The following is a 16472-nucleotide window of genomic DNA, read 5'->3' as shown; positions in this document are numbered from 1 at the left end:
TTTCGCTAGCGCAGGGCGAGACGCCCCCGGAAGTCCTCCGGCACCGGCGCGAAGCGCAGCGCCATCGAGAGCTTCTCGGGGTGGTCGACGGCCAGCCGGTACCGGGTGCACAACAGCTGGCACAGGCCCATCAGTTGGACGGTCCCGATGTTGGCGCCGACGCACTTCTTGGGCGCCCAGCCGAACGGCACATAACAGGTCCGGTCCGCCGGACCGTGCGGCGCGCCCGGCAGGAAACGGTCCGGGTCGAAGACGTCCGGCTGCTTCCAGACCCGTTCGTCACGGTGGATGAGATGCGGGCTCAGCAGATACCAATCACCGGGCTCCAGCCGGGTCTTGCCGAAGTCGAAGGGGAAGTGGTTGCGCCGGACCAGCAGCAACGGCGGGCTCCACAGCCGCAGCACCTCCTTCACGAACCGGTGCGTCACCGGGGCCGCGTGCGTGGGGGCCGTACGGAACTCCACCGGGTCCACGGCGGACAGTTCCTCGGTGAGCCGCTCCTGCCACTCGGGGTTGCGGACGAACTCGTACAGCAGACTCGCGGCGGCGGTGCCCGGCGGCCCACCGATCGCGGTCAGTACGGCCGTTACGACATCCAGCGCGCGGTCCATACCGAGTTCGGGCAGCATGTCGACGAACGGATCCGCGAGATCCGGCTCCCGCCGCCGCTTCCCGTGCGCGCGTTGCCGCAGCACCCGGCGCACCACAAGACCGGACCGCAGTTGTACGACGATGAACCGCAGATGATGCCAAGTCCCGCCCGGATCCGGCGAGATGAGCCGCAGCAGCTTCATCTCCAGGTCCCGGCGCACCAGATCGGCCTCGCCCGAGGTGAGGCCCGTCAACGCGACCGGCAGCATGGACCGCAACGCCACGTCCTGGGTGAGCATCACCAGGTCGACGTCCTCGCCGAGCCGCTCGTCGATGATCCGCTCCATGCGGTCGATCAGGCTGCCGTGGTGTTCCGCCGTGGCGAGCGTGTGGAGTTGGGTGAGCCACGCCGAACGGACCTGGCTCCACCGCACCTCGGGACTGTGCCGCCGCCGCACCATGTCGATCAGCCGGTCGTGCATCACGAACCGGCGCCAGTTCGTGGCGCTGACATGGCGCGCCGCCTCCGGCTCGAACACACCGAGCCGGGTGTCGTCGACCCAGAAGATCCCGTCCTCGGTCGCGCTGCGCATCCGCATGAGACGCAGGAAGTCCTCGGGGTGCTGCGGAGTGGTCATCGTGAACGTTCCCCCTCGTGGGGCGCGGGGCGCCGACCGTGCGGCGGCTCCCCGCGCCGGGCCGGTCAGATGTGGTGGTAGAGGTACCAGAAGTACTCGTACTGGCCTCGGATGTTGAGGACCGACTTCGCCTTGAGATACAGGGCGCGCATGCGCGTTCACCTCCTTCCGGGACAGCCGGTGCGGGCGCTCAGCACCGCGGTGAAACGCGGCGGAGCGAGCGCCGGGCCCACCTGAGGACCGGCGCCGTCATGGGTGACCGACAACTGCCGGTCATGGGTGATGAGTTGGACGAGGTCTTCGAGGAGCCGCATGGTGACGGTCGCCCCGGCGCAGGTGTGCGGCCCGTGCCCGAACGGCAGATACGCCGCGTCCGGCGCGCCCTCCGCCCAGCGCTCCGGCACGAACTCGTCCGGCCGCTCCCAGTACCCGGGATGCCGGTGCACCAGGTAGGTGCATACGGCGAGTCGGTCGCGCGGGGTGACCTCCGTCCCGCCGAGCTCCAGCACCCGGCTCGGCGTCCGCGCGAACAGCCACGCCACCGGCCACAGCCGCAAGGTCTCCCGCACCGTCCAACTCGGCTCCGCCGCAAGGGAGTCGGGATGGGTGCCGAGCAGATACACCGACCAGCCGAGCGCGAAGCCGACCGAGCCGACGGCGGCGAACAGGAAGGAGAGATACACCTCGGCGAGATCCCTAGGGTCCGCCCCGGGCTCGCTCTCGCCCACGACGACGTCGAGCAGATCACGTGGCTCGCGTGAACCGCCCAACTCCCGCTGCCGGGCGCGTATTTCGGTGTGCAGCACGCTCAGCGCGCGGCGCCGGAAGAGCAGCCGGGACGCCGGCGAGTGACGTCGCCGCGCGCCCGCCAGGACCGCCCGGTGCACGATCTGCTCGACGGTGACGTGCAGTTGGGGCGGTGCGTCGCGGTGCAGCAGGACGTCTCGCAGATGGCGGAGTACGAGCAGGTTTCCGGCGTCGGGCCATATGGCGCTGGGGGTGAGGAGTTCGGCGACCAGGCCGGGCAACTCCGCTCGCCGTGCGAAGTGATGACGGAGCATCAGGGCGCGGGCCGCGCGCCCGATCCGGATCTGCGCGGCACGGGGCCCGAAGTCGCCGTGCCGGGTCCGGTAGAAGTCGGAGGTCTCGACGACGGCCGCCTCGCGGTTGCCGAGCACTGCCCGGGCGGACTCCGGCCCGGCCACACACACCGTGCCCGCGGCCGAACGCCACACGTCGTGAACCCCGTCGAACTCCCCGCTGAGCAAGGCCAACGGGTCGCGGGGGAGCGTTCGCCGGCGAGCGCGGGCGGCCCCGCCGTACTGCTGACGTGCTCCGGACGACTCCATGGCGGCCCCCTTCGAGAGTGCGGAAGGGCGGCCCACGTGGTGCGCGGTACGCGTGACGCCCCGACCGATGGGAACAGCCTGCTGACGGGTCGTCGACATGTCGCGTGCTGTGCCGGTGAGCGGAACAGTGGGGTGTGCCCACATGTGGCGCCGGCACATGTGGCGCCGCCATATGTGGGCACCCGCAGCGGACGTCCTGCCCGCCGCGATGAGTTTCGGCCGCACCCGGAGTCTGATCCGGTGAGCGCTGTACCACGTCGTACGACGCTGCCCGGAACAACTCCGAAACGACACCACGGAGGACTTCATGACGACCACACCCGGCACTGCGAACAGCGACCTCCCCGGCAAGCCGCCCGTCGTGGACATCGCCACCTGGAACGCGGCGCGCGACGAGCTGCTGGTCCGCGAGAAGGCGCACACCCGTGAGGGCGACGCGATCGCCGCGGCCCGGCGGCGGCTGCCGATGGTCGAGCTCGACGGGAAGGTCGAGGTCATCGGTGCCGACGGACCGGTACCGTTCCTCGACCTGTTCCAGGGGCACGACGAACTTGTGGTGTACCAGCACATGTGGCACGACCACGCACCGCACCAGGGCCAGTGCGAGGGCTGCACCACCACGGCCTGGCACATGAAGGACGCCGTCTACCTCAACGCCCGGGGTGTCTCGTACGCAGTCCTGACCACGGGCGCGTGGGACGAGGTGGCTCCCTACGTCGAGTTCATGGGCTACACCGAGCCCTGGTACTCGGTGCGGGGCCTCGACGCGCCGATCGGCGGCGGGATGGGACACATCCTCGCCTTCCTGCGCGACGGCGACCGCGTGTTCCTCACTTACTCCACGACGGGCCGCGGCAACGAACCGGTCAACGGCTCCCTCGCCCTGCTCGACATGACGCCCTACGGCCGCGGCGAGGCGTGGCAGGACACCCCCGAGGGCTACCCGCCCGGCCGCGACGCCTGCTGGTACTGGCGCTCGGACGCCGACGGAAACGCCACCTGGGGCGGGACCAGCCGTCCCGTCCCGCAGTGGATCCGCCCCGGCGCGACCCCCGTGGAGACCCTCGGCCGCCACGGCGACTGCCACTGACGCGCCCACGCCTCCCCTTGACGCCCGTCACCTCCACACCTAGCCTCGCCTAAACACGTCTAGACAGGTAGGTCGACGATGGCGGACTCCTCCCAGACTTCCCAGTCCCGGCAGCTCCAGGTCGAGACACACGGCCTCGACGTGATCGGCGACGCCGAACGCAAAGGCACCCCACGCACCTTGTTCTGGCCGTGGTTCGGGGCCAACGTCTCGATCCTGGGCCTGAGTTACGGTGCCTTCGCGCTCGGCTTCGGGATCTCCTTCTGGCAGGCGCTCGTCGCCGGCGTGATCGGGATCGTCTTCTCCTTCCTTCTCTGTGGCTTCATCGCGGTCGCCGGCAAGCGCGGCTCCGCGCCGACGATGGTCCTCAGCCGCGCCGCCTACGGCGTGCGCGGCAACCGGCTGCCGTCGGTGATCTCCTGGATCCTCACCGTGGGCTGGGAGACTGTCCTCACCGCCCTCGCCACGATGGCCACCGCGACGGTCTTCAGCAGGCTCGGCTGGGGCGGCGGTACCGAGACCAAGGTGGTCGCACTGATCCTGGTCGGCGCGCTGACCGTCGTAGGCGGAGTCATGGGCTTCGACCTGATCATGCGGCTCCAGACGGTCATCACAGTCGTCACCGGCGTTCTCACGATCGTCTACATCGCGCTCGTCGCCGACCACATCCACTGGAGCACGGTCAGCGCCGTACCGGCGGGCTCCGCCCAGGAGTTCATCGGCGCGCTGGTCTTCATGATGACCGGCTTCGGGCTCGGCTGGGTCAACGCGGCCGCCGACTACTCCCGTTATCTGCCCCGGAGTTCGTCCGGCAGAGGCGTGATCGGCTGGACCACTTTCGGTGCCTCCGTCGCCCCGCTGTTCCTGCTGGTCTTCGGCCTGCTGCTCGCCGGTTCCTCCAGCACGCTGAACAAGGCGGTCGCCGCCGACCCGATCGGCGCGCTGACGACGATCCTGCCCACCTGGTTCCTGGTCCCGTTCGCCGTGGTGGCCGTCCTCGGTCTGGTCGGCGGCGCGGTCCTCGACATCTACTCCTCCGGCCTGGCCCTGCTGTCGGCCGGACTCCGGGTACCGCGCTACCTCGCCGCGCTCGTCGACGGCGTCCTGATGATCGCGGGCTCCGTGTACATCGTGTTCTTCGCCGACGACTTCCTCGGCCAGTTCATGGGCTTCCTCACCACCCTCGGCGTCCCCATCGCCGCCTGGTGCGGCATCATGCTCGCCGACCTCGTCCTGCGCCGCCGCGACTACGACGAGGTCGACCTCTTCCGCCCGACCGGCCGCTACGGCGACGTGGCGCTCACCCCGCTCCTCCTCACCCTCGCCGCCACCGCGATCGGCTGGGGCCTGGTCACCAACACGGCCGCCAGCTGGCTGACTTGGCAGGGCTATCTGCTCGACCCGTTCGGCCTCGGCGGCAAGTCCGGCTCCTGGGCCTACGCCAACCTCGGCGTCCTGGCCGCCCTCGCCCTCGGCTTCCTCGGCACGCTCGCGCTGGGCCGCGCCCGCGTCCAGCGGCAGGAAGCCGAGGCCCCGAGCCCGGAGGCGGTGCCCGCCGTATGACCACCGCACCCGGCCACCTCGCCGTCATCGACATGCAGCGCGTCTTCGCCGAACCCGACAGTCCCTGGGCCACGCCCCGCTTCGCCGAGGCGGCGACAGGCGTACGACGACTGCTGCCGGCCTTCGGTGAACGCGTCACGTTCACCCGCTTCGTGGCACCGGAGAAGCCCACCGGCGCCTGGCGCGCCTACTACGACCAGTGGCCCTTCGCCCTCCAGCCGGCGGACGCCCCGCTCTGGGAACTGACCGACGAATTCGCCGCGCGGGCACGGCACTTGGTGGACGCGCCCACCTTCGGCAAATGGACTCCCGAACTCGCCGAACGCGTCGGCCCCACCGGCCGCCTGGTCCTCGCCGGAGTCAGTACCGACTGCTGCGTCCTGTCCACGGCACTCGCCGCCGCTGACGCGGGAGTTGAGGTACTGGTTGTCTCCGACGCCTGCGCGGGCGTCGACGACGAGTCCCACGCCAAAGCCCTGCACGTCATGGACCTCTACCGGCCCCTGATCCGGGTGGTCACCGTCGCCGAGGCGGTCGGGGAGACGTCATGACGGGCGTTCGGCTCAAACACCAGCGCATCACCGACGTCCTCGCCAAGGAAATCCGCAGCGGCCACCGCCCCGCCGGCGAGCAACTCCCCGGCGAACACGCCCTCGCCCAACGCTTCGGAGTCAGCCGTACGACCGTCCGCGCGGCCCTCGCCGAACTCAGCGAGGCCGGACTGATCGCCACCCACACCGGCAAGGGCTCCTACGTCCTCTTCGACGGCCGCCCCCTCGACGACCGCCTCGGCTGGGCCCACGCACTGGCCACCCAGGGCATCGACACCCGGGTCCGGACCCTCAGCGTGGACGCCCGGCGGGACGAGCGACTCGCCCGTCAACTCGCCCTGGGCAGCACCGAGTTCGTGTGCGTGGAGCGGATACGGGAACTGGCCGCGGACGCGGTCGTCGTGTCGTACGAGCGCAGCTTTCTGCCGCCCGTCCCCGGGGTGCGCGAACTGCCCTCGCGTGGGCTCGGGCAGGAGTCGCTGACCGAGGTGATGCTGCGGGCCGGGCTGCGGCCCGACCACGGTGAGCAGCGGGTGAGCGGGCGGCGGATCGACGGGCGGGAGGCGGAGTTGCTGCGCCGCGAGGCGGGTGACTGGTTCCTCGACACGCGGCGGACCAGCCGGGCGGCCGACGGTTCCTTCGTCGAACATGTCGTGAGCCTCCTCGACCCCGACCACTTCCAACTGACCCTCGAATTCGGCTGACCCGCAGCCCAGCAGCAGCCGCCCTCTGCCCCGGAAAGTACCCATGACCCTCCAGAGCCGCGCCACCGGAGCCCTCCACGGGCTCGCCCTCGGGGACGCCCTCGGCATGCCCACCCAAATGCTCTCCCGCCCGCAGATCACGGCACGCTACGGCCCGTTCCTGACCGGCTTCCACCCTGCCGACCCCGACCATCCCCTCGCCGCCGGGATGCCGGCCGGTGCCGTCACCGACGACACCGAACAGGCCCTGCTCCTCGCCGAGTTGCTCCTCGACGGCAAGGGCCGCGTCGACCCGGCGGAACTCGCCCGGCGCCTGGTCGCCTGGGAGGACGACATGCGGGCCCGCGGCTCGCTCGACCTCCTCGGACCGTCCACCAAGCGCGCGGTGGAACTCGTCCTCGCGGGTACCCCGGTCGACGAGGTGGGGCGCGACGGCACCACCAATGGCGCGGCGATGCGGATCGCCCCCGTGGGCATCGCGGTGTCGGCCGCCGACCCGGCCGAGTTGGTGGACCGGGTGGTCGAGGCGAGCAGCCTGACCCACAACACCGGGGTCGCGCTCGCCGGTGCCGCGGCCGTGGCCGCCGCGGTGAGCGCGGGAGTTGACGGGGCGTCGGTTCCCGAGGCGGTCGAACTGGCCGTGTCGGCGGCCCGGTTGGCGGCGGGGCGCGGACACTGGGTGGCCGCCGCCGACGTCGCCGAACGGATCGTCTGGGCGACCGAGCTGGTGCGCGGCTTGACCGAGGCCCAACTCTGCGAGCGGGTCTACGCGTTGGTCGGGACGAGTCTCGCCACACAGGAGTCGGTGCCCGCCGCCTTCGCCGTACTCGCCGCCTTCCCCGACGACCCGTGGCGGGCCGCGTTGCTCGCCGCGTCCGTCGGCGGTGACTGCGACACCATCGCCGCGATCGCGGGTGCCGTCGGCGGCGCCTGCCACGGCGTGGACGCCTTTCCGGCCGACGCACGGGAGACGCTCGCACGCGTCAACCCGAAGCTCCAACTGGACGCGACGGCCGCCGCGTTGCTCGAACTCCGGGTCCGGCCGTGAGCGGCAGGCTGTGGCACCTCGGTAATGTCGTCGTCGACCTGGTTCTTGAGATTCCCGCACTCCCCGAGCGCGGCGGTGACGTCCTCGCCACCCGCACCGAACGCACCCCGGGCGGCGGCTTCAACGTCATGGCAGCCGCCGCCCGCCAGGGACTTCCGGTGACCTATGCCGGAGCGCACGGCACCGGCCCCTTCGGTGACCGGTCCCGCGCCGCGCTGCACGCCGAGGGCATCGACGTCCTGCTCGCACCGCGGACTTCCGAGGACACCGGCTTCGTGGTCTGCCTAGTCGACGCGGAAGGCGAGCGCACCTTCGTCACCAGCCCCGGCGCCGAGGCCGCCCTCACCTCCGCCGACCTGGCCGAACTCCGGCCGAGGGCAGGCGACTTGGTGTACGTCACCGGATACAGCCTGCTCCACGACAGCAACCGCACCGCCCTGCTCGACCTCCTGCCCCGACTGGACCCGGGGGTCATGGTGGTCACCGACCCGGGGCCGCTGGTCCACGAAATCCCCGCTGAGGCTGTGGAGTTGCTGCTCGCCCGCTCCGACTGGTGGAGCTGCAACGCCCGCGAGGCCGCGCTGCTCACGGGTGTCGACGACCCGGCCGAGGCTGCCCGCGTCCTCCAATCCCGCTTGGGGCGCGGTTCGGTGCTCGTCCGTACCGGCCCCGACGGATGTCTCCTGCGCCAGGGTGAACGCCTGGTCGCCGTCCCCGGGTTCGCCGTGGATGCCGTAGACCTGAACGGCGCGGGCGACGCGCACACCGGTGTGTTCATGGCCGCCCTCGCACAGGGCCTCGACCCGGTGGCCGCCGCTCACCGGGCCAACGCGGGCGCCGCCCTGGCCGTCACCGCGTCGGGCCCGGCGACGGCGCCGGACGCGGCACGGTTGGACGCGTTCCTGAACTAGGCCTGTGTCGGGGTCAGTTGCCGTCCCGGCGGGAGATCTCGACGTTCTCCAGGATGCCGATCGCGTCCGGCACCAGGACGGCAGCCGAGAAGTAGGTGCTCACCAGGTAGGAGATGATCGCCTGCTCGTTGACGCCCATGAACCGTACGTTGAGGCCCGGTTCGAGCTCGTCAGGGATGCCTGTCTGGTACAGGCCGATCACGCCCTGGTCGTCCTCGCCGGTGCGCATCGCGATGATCGACGACGTACGGGACGCGCTCACCGGGATCTTGCCGCACGGCAGCAGCGGCACCCCGCGCCAGGCGGGCAGATGGTGGCCGCCGACGTCGATGCCGCTGAAGTAGACGCCCCGCTTGTTGCACTCGCGGCCGAACGCGGCGATCGCCCGTGGATGGGCGAACAGGTAGCGGGTGTCGCGCCGCATGCTGAGGAGTTCGTCGAGGTCGTCGGGGGTCGGCGGCCCGGAGTGGGTGGAGATCCGCTGGTCGTAGTCGGCGTTGTGCAGCAGCCCGAAGTCCCGGTTGTTGACCAGCTCGTTCTCCTGCCGCTCGCGCAAGGCCTCGATGGTGAGCCGGAGTTGCTGCTGGGTCTGGTTCATCGGCTGGTTGTAGAGGTCGGTGACGCGGCTGTGCACCTTCAACACGGTCTGGGCGACGCTGAGTTCGTACTCGCGCGGGGCGAGGTCGTAGTCCACGAACGTGCCCGGGAGATCCGGCTCGCCGACGTGTCCGGCGCTGAGGTTGATCGCCGCCTCGCCGAACGGGTTGACCGGGCCGTGCTCGTCCGAACCCACCGACGAGACATGCGCGCTCAGCTCCGGGTGTCGTTCCGCGACGGCCTGGTACGCCGAGTGCGGCAGCGCCAGCACCGTGGTGGCCGTCGCCGCGCGGGCCGTGAACTCCCAGCTGCCGTCGGGGTCGGCGAGCGCCTGGCCGCCGAAGGTGTCGCCGTCGGCCAGCAGGCCGGTGACCGCCTCGTCGCCGTAGGGACCCTCCCCGAGTTGTTCCACCTTGCCGTGCGCGATCAGGAACACCTGGTCGGCGGGGCGGCCCGCCTCCACGATCAACTGGCCCGGTGCGAACTCCCGTTGCTCGAACCGCTCGGCCAGTGCGCCGAGCGCGTCGGAATCCGTGAAGCCGCGCAGCAGCGGGAGTTCGCTCAACTCGGCCGGGACGACCCGCACTTGTGCGCCGGTCTGCACGAACGTCACCCGTCCGTCGCCCCGCGTGTAGGACAGTCGGCGGTTGACGCGATAGGTGCCGCCGGGCACGTTCACCCAGGGCAGCATGCGGGTCAGCCAGCGTGAACTGACGCCCTGCATCTGGGGTGCGGACTTGGTCGTGGTCGCCAGAGTGCGTGCCGCGGCGGTACCGAGGCTCTGCTGTTCCCGCTCCTCGGCGCCCGCCTCGGGCGCGGTACCGGTGTCGACCGACATGGTGCCTTCTCTCCTGTCGCACGGATGACGGGACGGCTGCCGTCCGTCACATTCCGTGCGTAGAGCTACCCGTTGTCGGTCACGACGAGTGATGACTTCGGACGGCGGTCGAGGCACATGCCAAACGCACGTGCTCCCGCACCACCCCCGGATCACTCGCCCTCACCCGTTCGGCGGTATCCGATCCGTGGCGCCTCAGAGGGTCTTGCCGGGGTTGAGGATGCCCCGGGGATCGAAGGCCTCCTTCAGTCGGCGCTGCAACGCGTGGGCGGTGGGCCCGAGTTCGTCCGCCACCCACTGCCGCTTCAGCACGCCCACACCGTGCTCGCCGGTCAGCGTCCCGCCGAGCCGCAGCGCCAGCGCGAAGATCTCGCCTGCCGCCTCCCAGGCCGCGTCCGGCAGCCGGTCCAGGGCCGGATCGACCACGATGATCGGGTGGAGGTTGCCATCGGCGGCATGCGCGAGCGTGTAGACCGGCACGTCGTGGCGGGCCGAGATGGCGCGGATCTCGCGGACCGCCTCCGCGAGCCGCGATCGGGGCACGGCGATGTCCTCGATCAGCGGCCGGCCCAGCCGCTCCAGCGCGGGCAGGGCCAGTCGGCGGGCCGCGAGCAGGGATTCCGACTCGACCGGGTCGGCGGTGGTCTCCACGCTCGTGGCGATCGGTGCCAGCACCCGTGCGACCTGCTCCGCCTCGATGGCCGCCCCCGCCCCGTCGCACTGCACCAGCAGCAGCGCCGACCCGCGCTCGCCCAACGCCGGATCGACGGCCCGCAGCACCGGCCCGTCGAGCAGCTCCGCGAGCGCCGGTACGACCCCGGCCCGCCCGATCGCGTACGACGCCTCGGCCGCCGCCTCGAACGAGTCGAAGTAGGCGGCCAGCGTCGCGGTCGCCACCGGCACCGGACGCAGCCGCAGCGTCGCCGAGGTGATGACGGCAAGCGTGCCCTCGGAGCCGGTCAGCAGCGCGGTGAGGTCGTAACCGGTGACCCCTTTGACGGTACGGCGGCCGGTCGTGACCACCGTCCCGTCGGCGAGGACGGCCTCCAGACCGAGCACGCTGTCCCGCGTCACCCCGTACTTCGCGCACCGCAGCCCGCCCGCGTTGGTCGCGATGTTCCCGCCGATCGTGGAGATCGCCGCACTCGCCGGATCGGGTGCGTACCGCAGGCCGTGCTCACCCGCCGCCCGGTCCAACTCGGCGGTGATCACGCCCGGTTCGACCACCGCGAGCTGGTCGTCGGCCGACAGTTCGAGGATGCGGTTCATGCCGGACAGGTCCAGCACGAGCACGCCCTCACCGGCCGACGCCCCGCCCGACAGACCGGTGCCCGCACCACGCGGCACCACCGGCACACGCAGCGCGTTCGCGTGCCGGAGCGTGACGGTCACGTCCTCGGTCCGCCGCGCGTGCACCACGGCGAGCGGGACACCGTCCGGCCGGGTGCCCGAACGGTCCGTGGTGTGCGCGGCCAACGTGCGCGGGTCCGTGGCCAGTTGGTCGGGCGGCAGATCCCGGGCGAGCAGACCGAGCAGCCGGGCGGCGGCGGTGGGGGTGGTGGGGGGAGCTGTGGTCACCGGTTCCGTACCTTCACTGTGCGTGCCGACATGGGGTCCGTCATCAGGCGAGTTACGGGTTCAACGCCTTTGTTCCGATCGCGAGCAGGGAGATGTCCTCCTGGGGTGCGTGCACGGGCGCGCACTGGATGTCCCGGAAGTGCCGCTCCAGCGGATTGCCCCGCGCGAGCCCCGGATTGCCGAGCAGCCGTACGGCCAGCTCCACCGCCCGTACACCGTGCCGGTCGGCCAATACCCTTGCACCGAGGGCCTGTTCGGGGGTGTACGAGGAGTCGTCGGAGTCCACCCGGGCGGCCCCGTCGAACACCAGGTGCTCGGCGGCGGCCAGCAGTACCTCGATCTCCCCGGCGGTCCTGCGGAAGCGTTCCGTACGGGCCACCGGATGACCGAGGTTGGCGGGCACGCGTGCGTGGGCGAACGTGTGGAAGAAGGACTGGGCCGCCCGTGCCACCCCCAAGTAGAGGGCGGCGAGGGGGAGATGGAGCGCGGCGCCCGCCCGGTTGTCCTGCTCGGCCGACGCGCCGTGTGGGCCGATGCCGATGACGTGCTCGTACGGGATCTCCACGTCCCGGAACGTCACGTCGTGGCTGCCGCTGGCCCGCAGTCCCAACTGGTCCCAGCGGCCGGTGATTTCGATACCGGGGGAGCTGCCCGGCACCAGAAAGGTGCCGACGCGCGGCTCGGGTTCGTCGGTGGTGGCCCACACCAGGAACCAGTCCAGGCCCTCCGCGCCGGTCACGAAGCGTTTGGTGCCGCTCAGCGACCAGCCGTCCGAGGTGCGACGGGCCAGCGTCGAAGGGAGGCCGCCGCGCGCGGGGGAGCCCAACTCCGGTTCCACGCGCGCGTGGTTGACGAGCACCGGTCGCTCGAAGGACTCCTTGACGATCCGCGCGTACAACTCCTCGGGCCAGTGCGGCTGTACGGCCTGCCGCGCGTGCGTGTTGAGGGTCATCGCCGCGATCAGGGCCACCGACGGGTCGCCCTGGCCGATCCGGTGGAGGATCCGCGCGCTCTCCTCGACCCGGGCGCCCCTGCCGCCGTACTGCTCACCGATGGTCGCGGTGAGGAGTCCGGCCTCGTGGGCGATGCGGAGGGAGTCGGCGGGGAAGGCGCCGGACTGGTCGTAGCCTGCGGCCAGTTCGGCGATGCGGGCGGTCACAGGGCCTTCTTCAGGTCGGAGTTGAGTGCGGTGGTCCAGAAGGACTTCACGTCCAAGTGCTTCTTGAGCGCGCCGAGTTCGGTGAAGGCGTCGGCCACCTTCTGCTGGGAGGCGATCGTGTCGGCGCCGACCGTCCTGGCCTGCGTGGACCGTTGCTTCTGCGCGGCGACCAGGTCCGACTTGGCCTGCGCCACCGGCTGGTGGGTGGCCTCGGCGGTGACCTTCGCGAAGCCGTCCTCGTGGCCGTCGCGGACGTAGGCGTAGGCCTTGGAGATCCGGGCGATCAGGTCGGCCGCGGCGGCCCGTTGGGCGGGGCTCTTCAGGACGCTGTCGCGGGCGGACCAGAGGAAGTTGCCGGAGAGGATGTCCGCCCCGGAGCCGACCGTCGTCGCGCCCTGCTGGTGGGCGGTGATGACCGACGTGCCGTAGGAGGCGAAGGCGTCGATGGAGCCGCCGTTCAGGGCCGCGAGGCCGTCGTTGGGGAGCAGCGGCTTGGCGTCGATGTCGGACCACGTCAACCCGGCCCGCTTCAGCAGCTCGTAGAGGAAGTAGTGGGCGGTGGTGTTCTGGACGTAGCCGACCTTCTTGCCCTTCAGGCCGGCGATGTCGGTCACCTTGGAGCCCTTGGGGACGATGACTTCCTGGTTGAGGGTGGTGCCGCGCTGGACGGCGACGACCTTGAAGTTGGGCTTGCCGTCGGCGGCCGAGAAGATGGGCGGGATCTCGCTGGAGGAGGCCAGGTCCAGTGCTCCGGCGCGCATGGCCTGGAGTTGCAGGTCGCCGCCCTGGAAGAGATTCCACTTCACTTTGTACGGGGTGTCGTCGAGGTGGGCGTACTTGAGGACGGCCTCGCTGACCTTCCAGCCGGTGTCGCCGACCTTGAGGGTCACGGAGGAGACGTCGGACGAGGAGTCGGCGCTCGCGTCGCCTCCGCAGGCGGCGGCGAACGGCAGGAGCAGGGTGAGGGCGGCGGCGGACGCCCGCAGGGTGCTACGGAACAACACGGGGTCTCCATAGGGGAGTTCGCAATCAGGGAGGGGGAGTGGTTCAGGCGGCCTGTGAGGTCGTCGCCCGGTGGGCGAGTTCCTGGCGGACCAGCGGCAGCACGTGCCGGGCGTAGTCGATCGCGTCGTTGAGCGGGTCGTAGCCGCGGATCGACAGCAGATCGCAGCCGATGTCGACGTAGTCGAGGAGGGCCTGGGCGACCGTATCGGGCGTGCCCACAAGGGCAGTTGACGCGCCCGCGGCGTTGGTAGCGACGGCGGGGGCGGTCCACAGGCAGCGGTCCTGGACCTCGCCGCGCTCGGCGATGTCGAGGAGACGCTGGGAGCCGACGTTCGCGGGGCGGCCGGTGGTGCGGTAGTGGCGGAGCAACTCGGTGTTCTTCGCCTGGTCCTTGAGGACACCGAGGGTGCGGTGCGCCTTCTCCCAGGCGAGTTCCTCGGTGGGCGCGATGATCGGGCGGAACGACACCCAGATACGGGGATGCGGGCGCCCGGCGGCGTCCGCGACCGCGTTGACGGCGGCGATCTGCTCGGCCGTCTCCTTGAGCGGCTCGCCCCACAGACCGAAGATGTCGCCCTGCTGCCCGCCCACCCGGTACGCGTCCTGGGAGGAGCCGCCGACGGAGATCGGGACGAGCCCGTTCACCGGCTTCACGTCGGAGTAGTAGCCCTCGAACGTGAAGTACTTGCCCTCGTGCGAGACGGGACCGTCGGCCTCCCACACCTTGCGCAGGATCTGGATGTACTCGTCCGAACGCTCGTACCGTTCCGCCTTGTTGAGGTAGTCGCCCTCCCGGCGCTGCTCCTCGTCGCTGCCGCCGGAGATGATGTGCAGCGTCAGCCGGCCGTTGCTGATCCGGTCCAGCGTGGCCAGGGCGCGGGCCGCGTGCGTCGGGAAGATGACGCCGGGGCGGTGCGCGAGGATCGGGCGGACGCGCTCGGTGTGGGTGGCGACGAACTGGGCGATCTGGAAGGCGTCGGGCGAGGCCGAGTGATAGGCGACCAGGGTGTGGTCGAAGCCGCCGTCGTCGAGCGCTCGGGCGTACTTGCGGAGGTGGTCGACGTCGAACCCGGTACGGCTCGCGGCGGCGGGACCCGAGGCCCCGGAGTCGGTGTGGACGGCACTGATGAACTCGACAGGCATGAGCGAACTCCTAAACAGGAAAGGTCACTTGAGCAGGGAGGTGTCCGCGGACTTGGCCACGTCCACGTTCGGGTCGAGGACCCCGATGCTGTTCATGAGGTCGGCGACCTGCTGGACGGTCGTGTTGACGTCCGACGTGATCGGCAGCACCTGGCTGTAGGCGGCCGAGGCGAGCGTCTTCGCCACCGTGGCATCGGCGCCGTTGCGCTGCTCGATGGCCTTCGCGTACGCGTCCTGGTGGGTGCTGGTCCACTTCAGCGCCGTGCTCAGCCGCTGGAGGAAGTCCGAAAGGGCCGTCTTCTTCGCCGAGTTGGCGAGGGCCTTCTCGGAGGCGTTGATGAAGCCGTAGCCGCTGACCCGGCCGTCCGCGCCGTCGACGAGGAGCTTGCCGCCCTGCTCCAGGCCGACGGCCTGGTAGACGCCGAACGTCGCCCAGATCTTGACCTTGCCGGAGGCGAAGGCGGCCTGCGCGTCGGTCGGCAGCAGGTACTGCACCTTGACGTCCTTGTAGTTGAGCCCGTTCTGCTTGAGGACGTTGGCCAGCAGATACTCCGAGATGCTGCCCTTCGCCGAGGACACCACGACCTTCTGGCCCTTGAGGTCCTTCACGCTGTCGATGCCGGAGTCCTTGCGGACGACGATCCCGACGTGCGTGCCGTCGTTCTTGAGGGCGGCGATGTTCTTGATCTTGACGCCACCGCTGAGCGCCTGGAGCGCGGGCAGGTCGGCTGAGTACCCGGTGTCGGCGGCGTCTGCCTGCACGGCCTGGTAGAGCGGGGCCGCACCCTGGAACTCGGCCCACTTCACCTTGTACTTGGCGCCCTTGAGCGCGTCGGAGGCGGCGATGATCGTCTGGAGCGTCTTGGCCTGGTCGCCGATGGTGAGGGTGACCTGGCCGCCGGCGGAGGTGTCCGCCGAGGAGTCGGCGCCGCAGGCGCTCAACGCCAGCAGGGAGGTCAGGCTCAGGGTCGCGGCGGCGATTCTGCGGATCACGAGGGGGTTCCTTCCAAAGTGCGGGTCACGCCGAGCCAGTTCAGGAGGCGGGCGCGCAGGGTCACGAACTCGGGGGCGGTCAGATCACGGGGGCGGGGCAGGTCGACGGTCACCTCGTGGGCGATACGGCCCTCGTCCATCACCAGGACCCGGTCGGCGAGCAGCAGCGCCTCCTCCACGTCATGGGTGACCAGGAGGATCGCGCACCCGTGCAGCCGCCACAGCTCGGCGACCAGCGCCTGCACCTTGCCCCGGGTCAGCGCGTCGAGCGCGCCGAACGGCTCGTCCAGCAACAGGAGTTCGGGCTCACGGACCAGGGCGCGGGCGAGCGAGACCCGCTGGGCCTGACCGCCGGACAGTGTCTTGGGCCATACGGTCGCGCGCTCGGCGATGCCGACCTCGTCGAGCGCCTTGAGGGCGAGTGCCCGGTCCGGACGCCCCGGCAGCCCGAGCACGACGTTGCGCCACACCTTCAACCAGGGCAGCAGCCGCGGCGATTGGAAGGCCGCGCTGCGTCGCGCGGGCACGGTCACCTCGCCGCCGATCTCGTCGTCGAGCCCGGCGAGGATCCGCAGCAGCGTCGACTTGCCGCAGCCGCTGTGCCCGAGCAGGGCCACGAACTCGCCCTCACGGATGTCCAGATCGAGATCGTGCAGGACGGTGTTGCCGTCGAAGGCCCGCGAAAGCCCCCGAATCTCAACGGAGTTGGCCATG

The 16472-nt window shown here is 70.8% G+C and carries 15 protein-coding genes; 6 read left to right on the top strand and 9 right to left on the bottom strand.

Annotated elements, in window-relative coordinates; genetic code table 11:
- Positions 1-5: 5 nt before the first annotated feature.
- Entirely contained in the window at positions 6-1229 is a 1224-nt protein-coding gene (locus OG588_RS04595; RefSeq protein WP_405946126.1) for a cytochrome P450, read from the bottom strand.
- 158 nt (positions 1230-1387) lie between these two features.
- On the bottom strand, positions 1388-2578 hold the full coding sequence (locus OG588_RS04590) for a cytochrome P450 (protein ID WP_405946125.1): 1191 nt from the start codon (positions 2576-2578) through the stop codon (positions 1388-1390).
- A 307-nt stretch (positions 2579-2885) separates the two neighbouring features.
- On the opposite strand from OG588_RS04590, the gene OG588_RS04585 reads away from it, so the two are divergent.
- From OG588_RS04585 to OG588_RS04560, 6 genes are all read left to right on the top strand, one after another.
- Positions 2886-3668 (top strand): DUF899 family protein, encoded by a 783-nt coding sequence (locus tag OG588_RS04585; RefSeq protein WP_405946124.1) that lies wholly within the window; start codon positions 2886-2888, stop codon positions 3666-3668.
- 78 nt (positions 3669-3746) lie between these two features.
- On the top strand, positions 3747-5231 hold the full coding sequence (locus OG588_RS04580; RefSeq protein WP_405946123.1) for a purine-cytosine permease family protein: 1485 nt from the start codon (positions 3747-3749) through the stop codon (positions 5229-5231).
- Positions 5228-5782 (top strand): cysteine hydrolase family protein, encoded by a 555-nt coding sequence (locus tag OG588_RS04575; protein ID WP_405946122.1) that lies wholly within the window; start codon positions 5228-5230, stop codon positions 5780-5782. The genes OG588_RS04580 and OG588_RS04575 overlap by 4 nt, the downstream gene beginning before the upstream one ends.
- Positions 5779-6486, top strand: coding sequence for a GntR family transcriptional regulator (locus tag OG588_RS04570; RefSeq protein ID WP_405946121.1), 708 nt, complete (start codon positions 5779-5781; stop codon positions 6484-6486). Before OG588_RS04575 ends, OG588_RS04570 begins: the two co-directional genes overlap by 4 nt.
- A 43-nt stretch (positions 6487-6529) precedes the next feature.
- The gene (locus OG588_RS04565; protein ID WP_405946120.1) at positions 6530-7534 is read left to right on the top strand and encodes an ADP-ribosylglycohydrolase family protein; all 1005 of its coding nucleotides are present in this window, start codon (positions 6530-6532) and stop codon (positions 7532-7534) included.
- Positions 7531-8445 carry a PfkB family carbohydrate kinase gene (locus tag OG588_RS04560; RefSeq protein WP_405946119.1) on the top strand — a complete coding sequence of 305 codons (915 nt, stop codon included), beginning with the start codon at positions 7531-7533 and terminating at the stop codon, positions 8443-8445. Before OG588_RS04565 ends, OG588_RS04560 begins: the two co-directional genes overlap by 4 nt.
- Before the next feature lie 13 nt (positions 8446-8458).
- Here the strand turns inward: OG588_RS04560 and OG588_RS04555 are convergent, their stop codons facing one another.
- From OG588_RS04555 to OG588_RS04525, 7 genes are all read right to left on the bottom strand, one after another.
- Entirely contained in the window at positions 8459-9880 is a 1422-nt protein-coding gene (locus tag OG588_RS04555) for a family 2B encapsulin nanocompartment shell protein (RefSeq protein WP_405946118.1), read from the bottom strand.
- 195 nt (positions 9881-10075) lie between these two features.
- The gene (locus OG588_RS04550) at positions 10076-11458 is read right to left on the bottom strand and encodes an FAD-binding oxidoreductase (RefSeq protein ID WP_405946117.1); all 1383 of its coding nucleotides are present in this window, start codon (positions 11456-11458) and stop codon (positions 10076-10078) included.
- A 52-nt stretch (positions 11459-11510) separates the two neighbouring features.
- Entirely contained in the window at positions 11511-12617 is a 1107-nt protein-coding gene (locus OG588_RS04545; RefSeq protein WP_405946116.1) for an acyl-CoA dehydrogenase family protein, read from the bottom strand.
- A complete protein-coding gene (locus OG588_RS04540; protein ID WP_405946115.1) occupies positions 12614-13621 on the bottom strand; it encodes an ABC transporter substrate-binding protein in 1008 nt (335 codons plus the stop codon). Before OG588_RS04540 ends, OG588_RS04545 begins: the two co-directional genes overlap by 4 nt.
- A 43-nt stretch (positions 13622-13664) precedes the next feature.
- Positions 13665-14765: an LLM class flavin-dependent oxidoreductase gene (locus OG588_RS04535; protein WP_405946114.1), complete on the bottom strand. Its 1101-nt coding sequence runs from the start codon at positions 14763-14765 to the stop codon at positions 13665-13667.
- 24 nt (positions 14766-14789) lie between these two features.
- A complete protein-coding gene (locus OG588_RS04530; RefSeq protein ID WP_405946113.1) occupies positions 14790-15758 on the bottom strand; it encodes an ABC transporter substrate-binding protein in 969 nt (322 codons plus the stop codon).
- A complete protein-coding gene (locus OG588_RS04525; RefSeq protein ID WP_033278595.1) occupies positions 15755-16471 on the bottom strand; it encodes an ABC transporter ATP-binding protein in 717 nt (238 codons plus the stop codon). Before OG588_RS04525 ends, OG588_RS04530 begins: the two co-directional genes overlap by 4 nt.
- Position 16472 lies beyond the last annotated feature (1 nt).

It is taken from the genome of Streptomyces prunicolor (assembly GCF_045162825.1).
GTDB classification, from domain to species: domain Bacteria; phylum Actinomycetota; class Actinomycetes; order Streptomycetales; family Streptomycetaceae; genus Streptomyces; species Streptomyces prunicolor.
Note: the sequence above shows the minus strand (reverse complement) of the source record. Positions and strands in the feature narration are given on the sequence as shown.

Excerpts from the sequence above, each read along its gene's own strand:
- OG588_RS04595 (WP_405946126.1), bottom strand. The coding sequence starts at position 1,229 with ATGACCACTCCGCAGCACCCCGAGGACTTCCTGCGTCTCATGCGGATG.
- OG588_RS04590 (WP_405946125.1), bottom strand. The coding sequence starts at position 2,578 with ATGGAGTCGTCCGGAGCACGTCAGCAGTACGGCGGGGCCGCCCGCGCT.
- OG588_RS04585 (WP_405946124.1), top strand. The coding sequence starts at position 2,886 with ATGACGACCACACCCGGCACTGCGAACAGCGACCTCCCCGGCAAGCCG.
- OG588_RS04580 (WP_405946123.1), top strand. The coding sequence starts at position 3,747 with ATGGCGGACTCCTCCCAGACTTCCCAGTCCCGGCAGCTCCAGGTCGAG.
- OG588_RS04575 (WP_405946122.1), top strand. The coding sequence starts at position 5,228 with ATGACCACCGCACCCGGCCACCTCGCCGTCATCGACATGCAGCGCGTC.
- OG588_RS04570 (WP_405946121.1), top strand. The coding sequence starts at position 5,779 with ATGACGGGCGTTCGGCTCAAACACCAGCGCATCACCGACGTCCTCGCC.
- OG588_RS04565 (WP_405946120.1), top strand. The coding sequence starts at position 6,530 with ATGACCCTCCAGAGCCGCGCCACCGGAGCCCTCCACGGGCTCGCCCTC.
- OG588_RS04555 (WP_405946118.1), bottom strand. The coding sequence starts at position 9,880 with ATGTCGGTCGACACCGGTACCGCGCCCGAGGCGGGCGCCGAGGAGCGG.
- OG588_RS04535 (WP_405946114.1), bottom strand. The coding sequence starts at position 14,765 with ATGCCTGTCGAGTTCATCAGTGCCGTCCACACCGACTCCGGGGCCTCG.
- OG588_RS04525 (WP_033278595.1), bottom strand. The coding sequence starts at position 16,471 with ATGGCCAACTCCGTTGAGATTCGGGGGCTTTCGCGGGCCTTCGACGGC.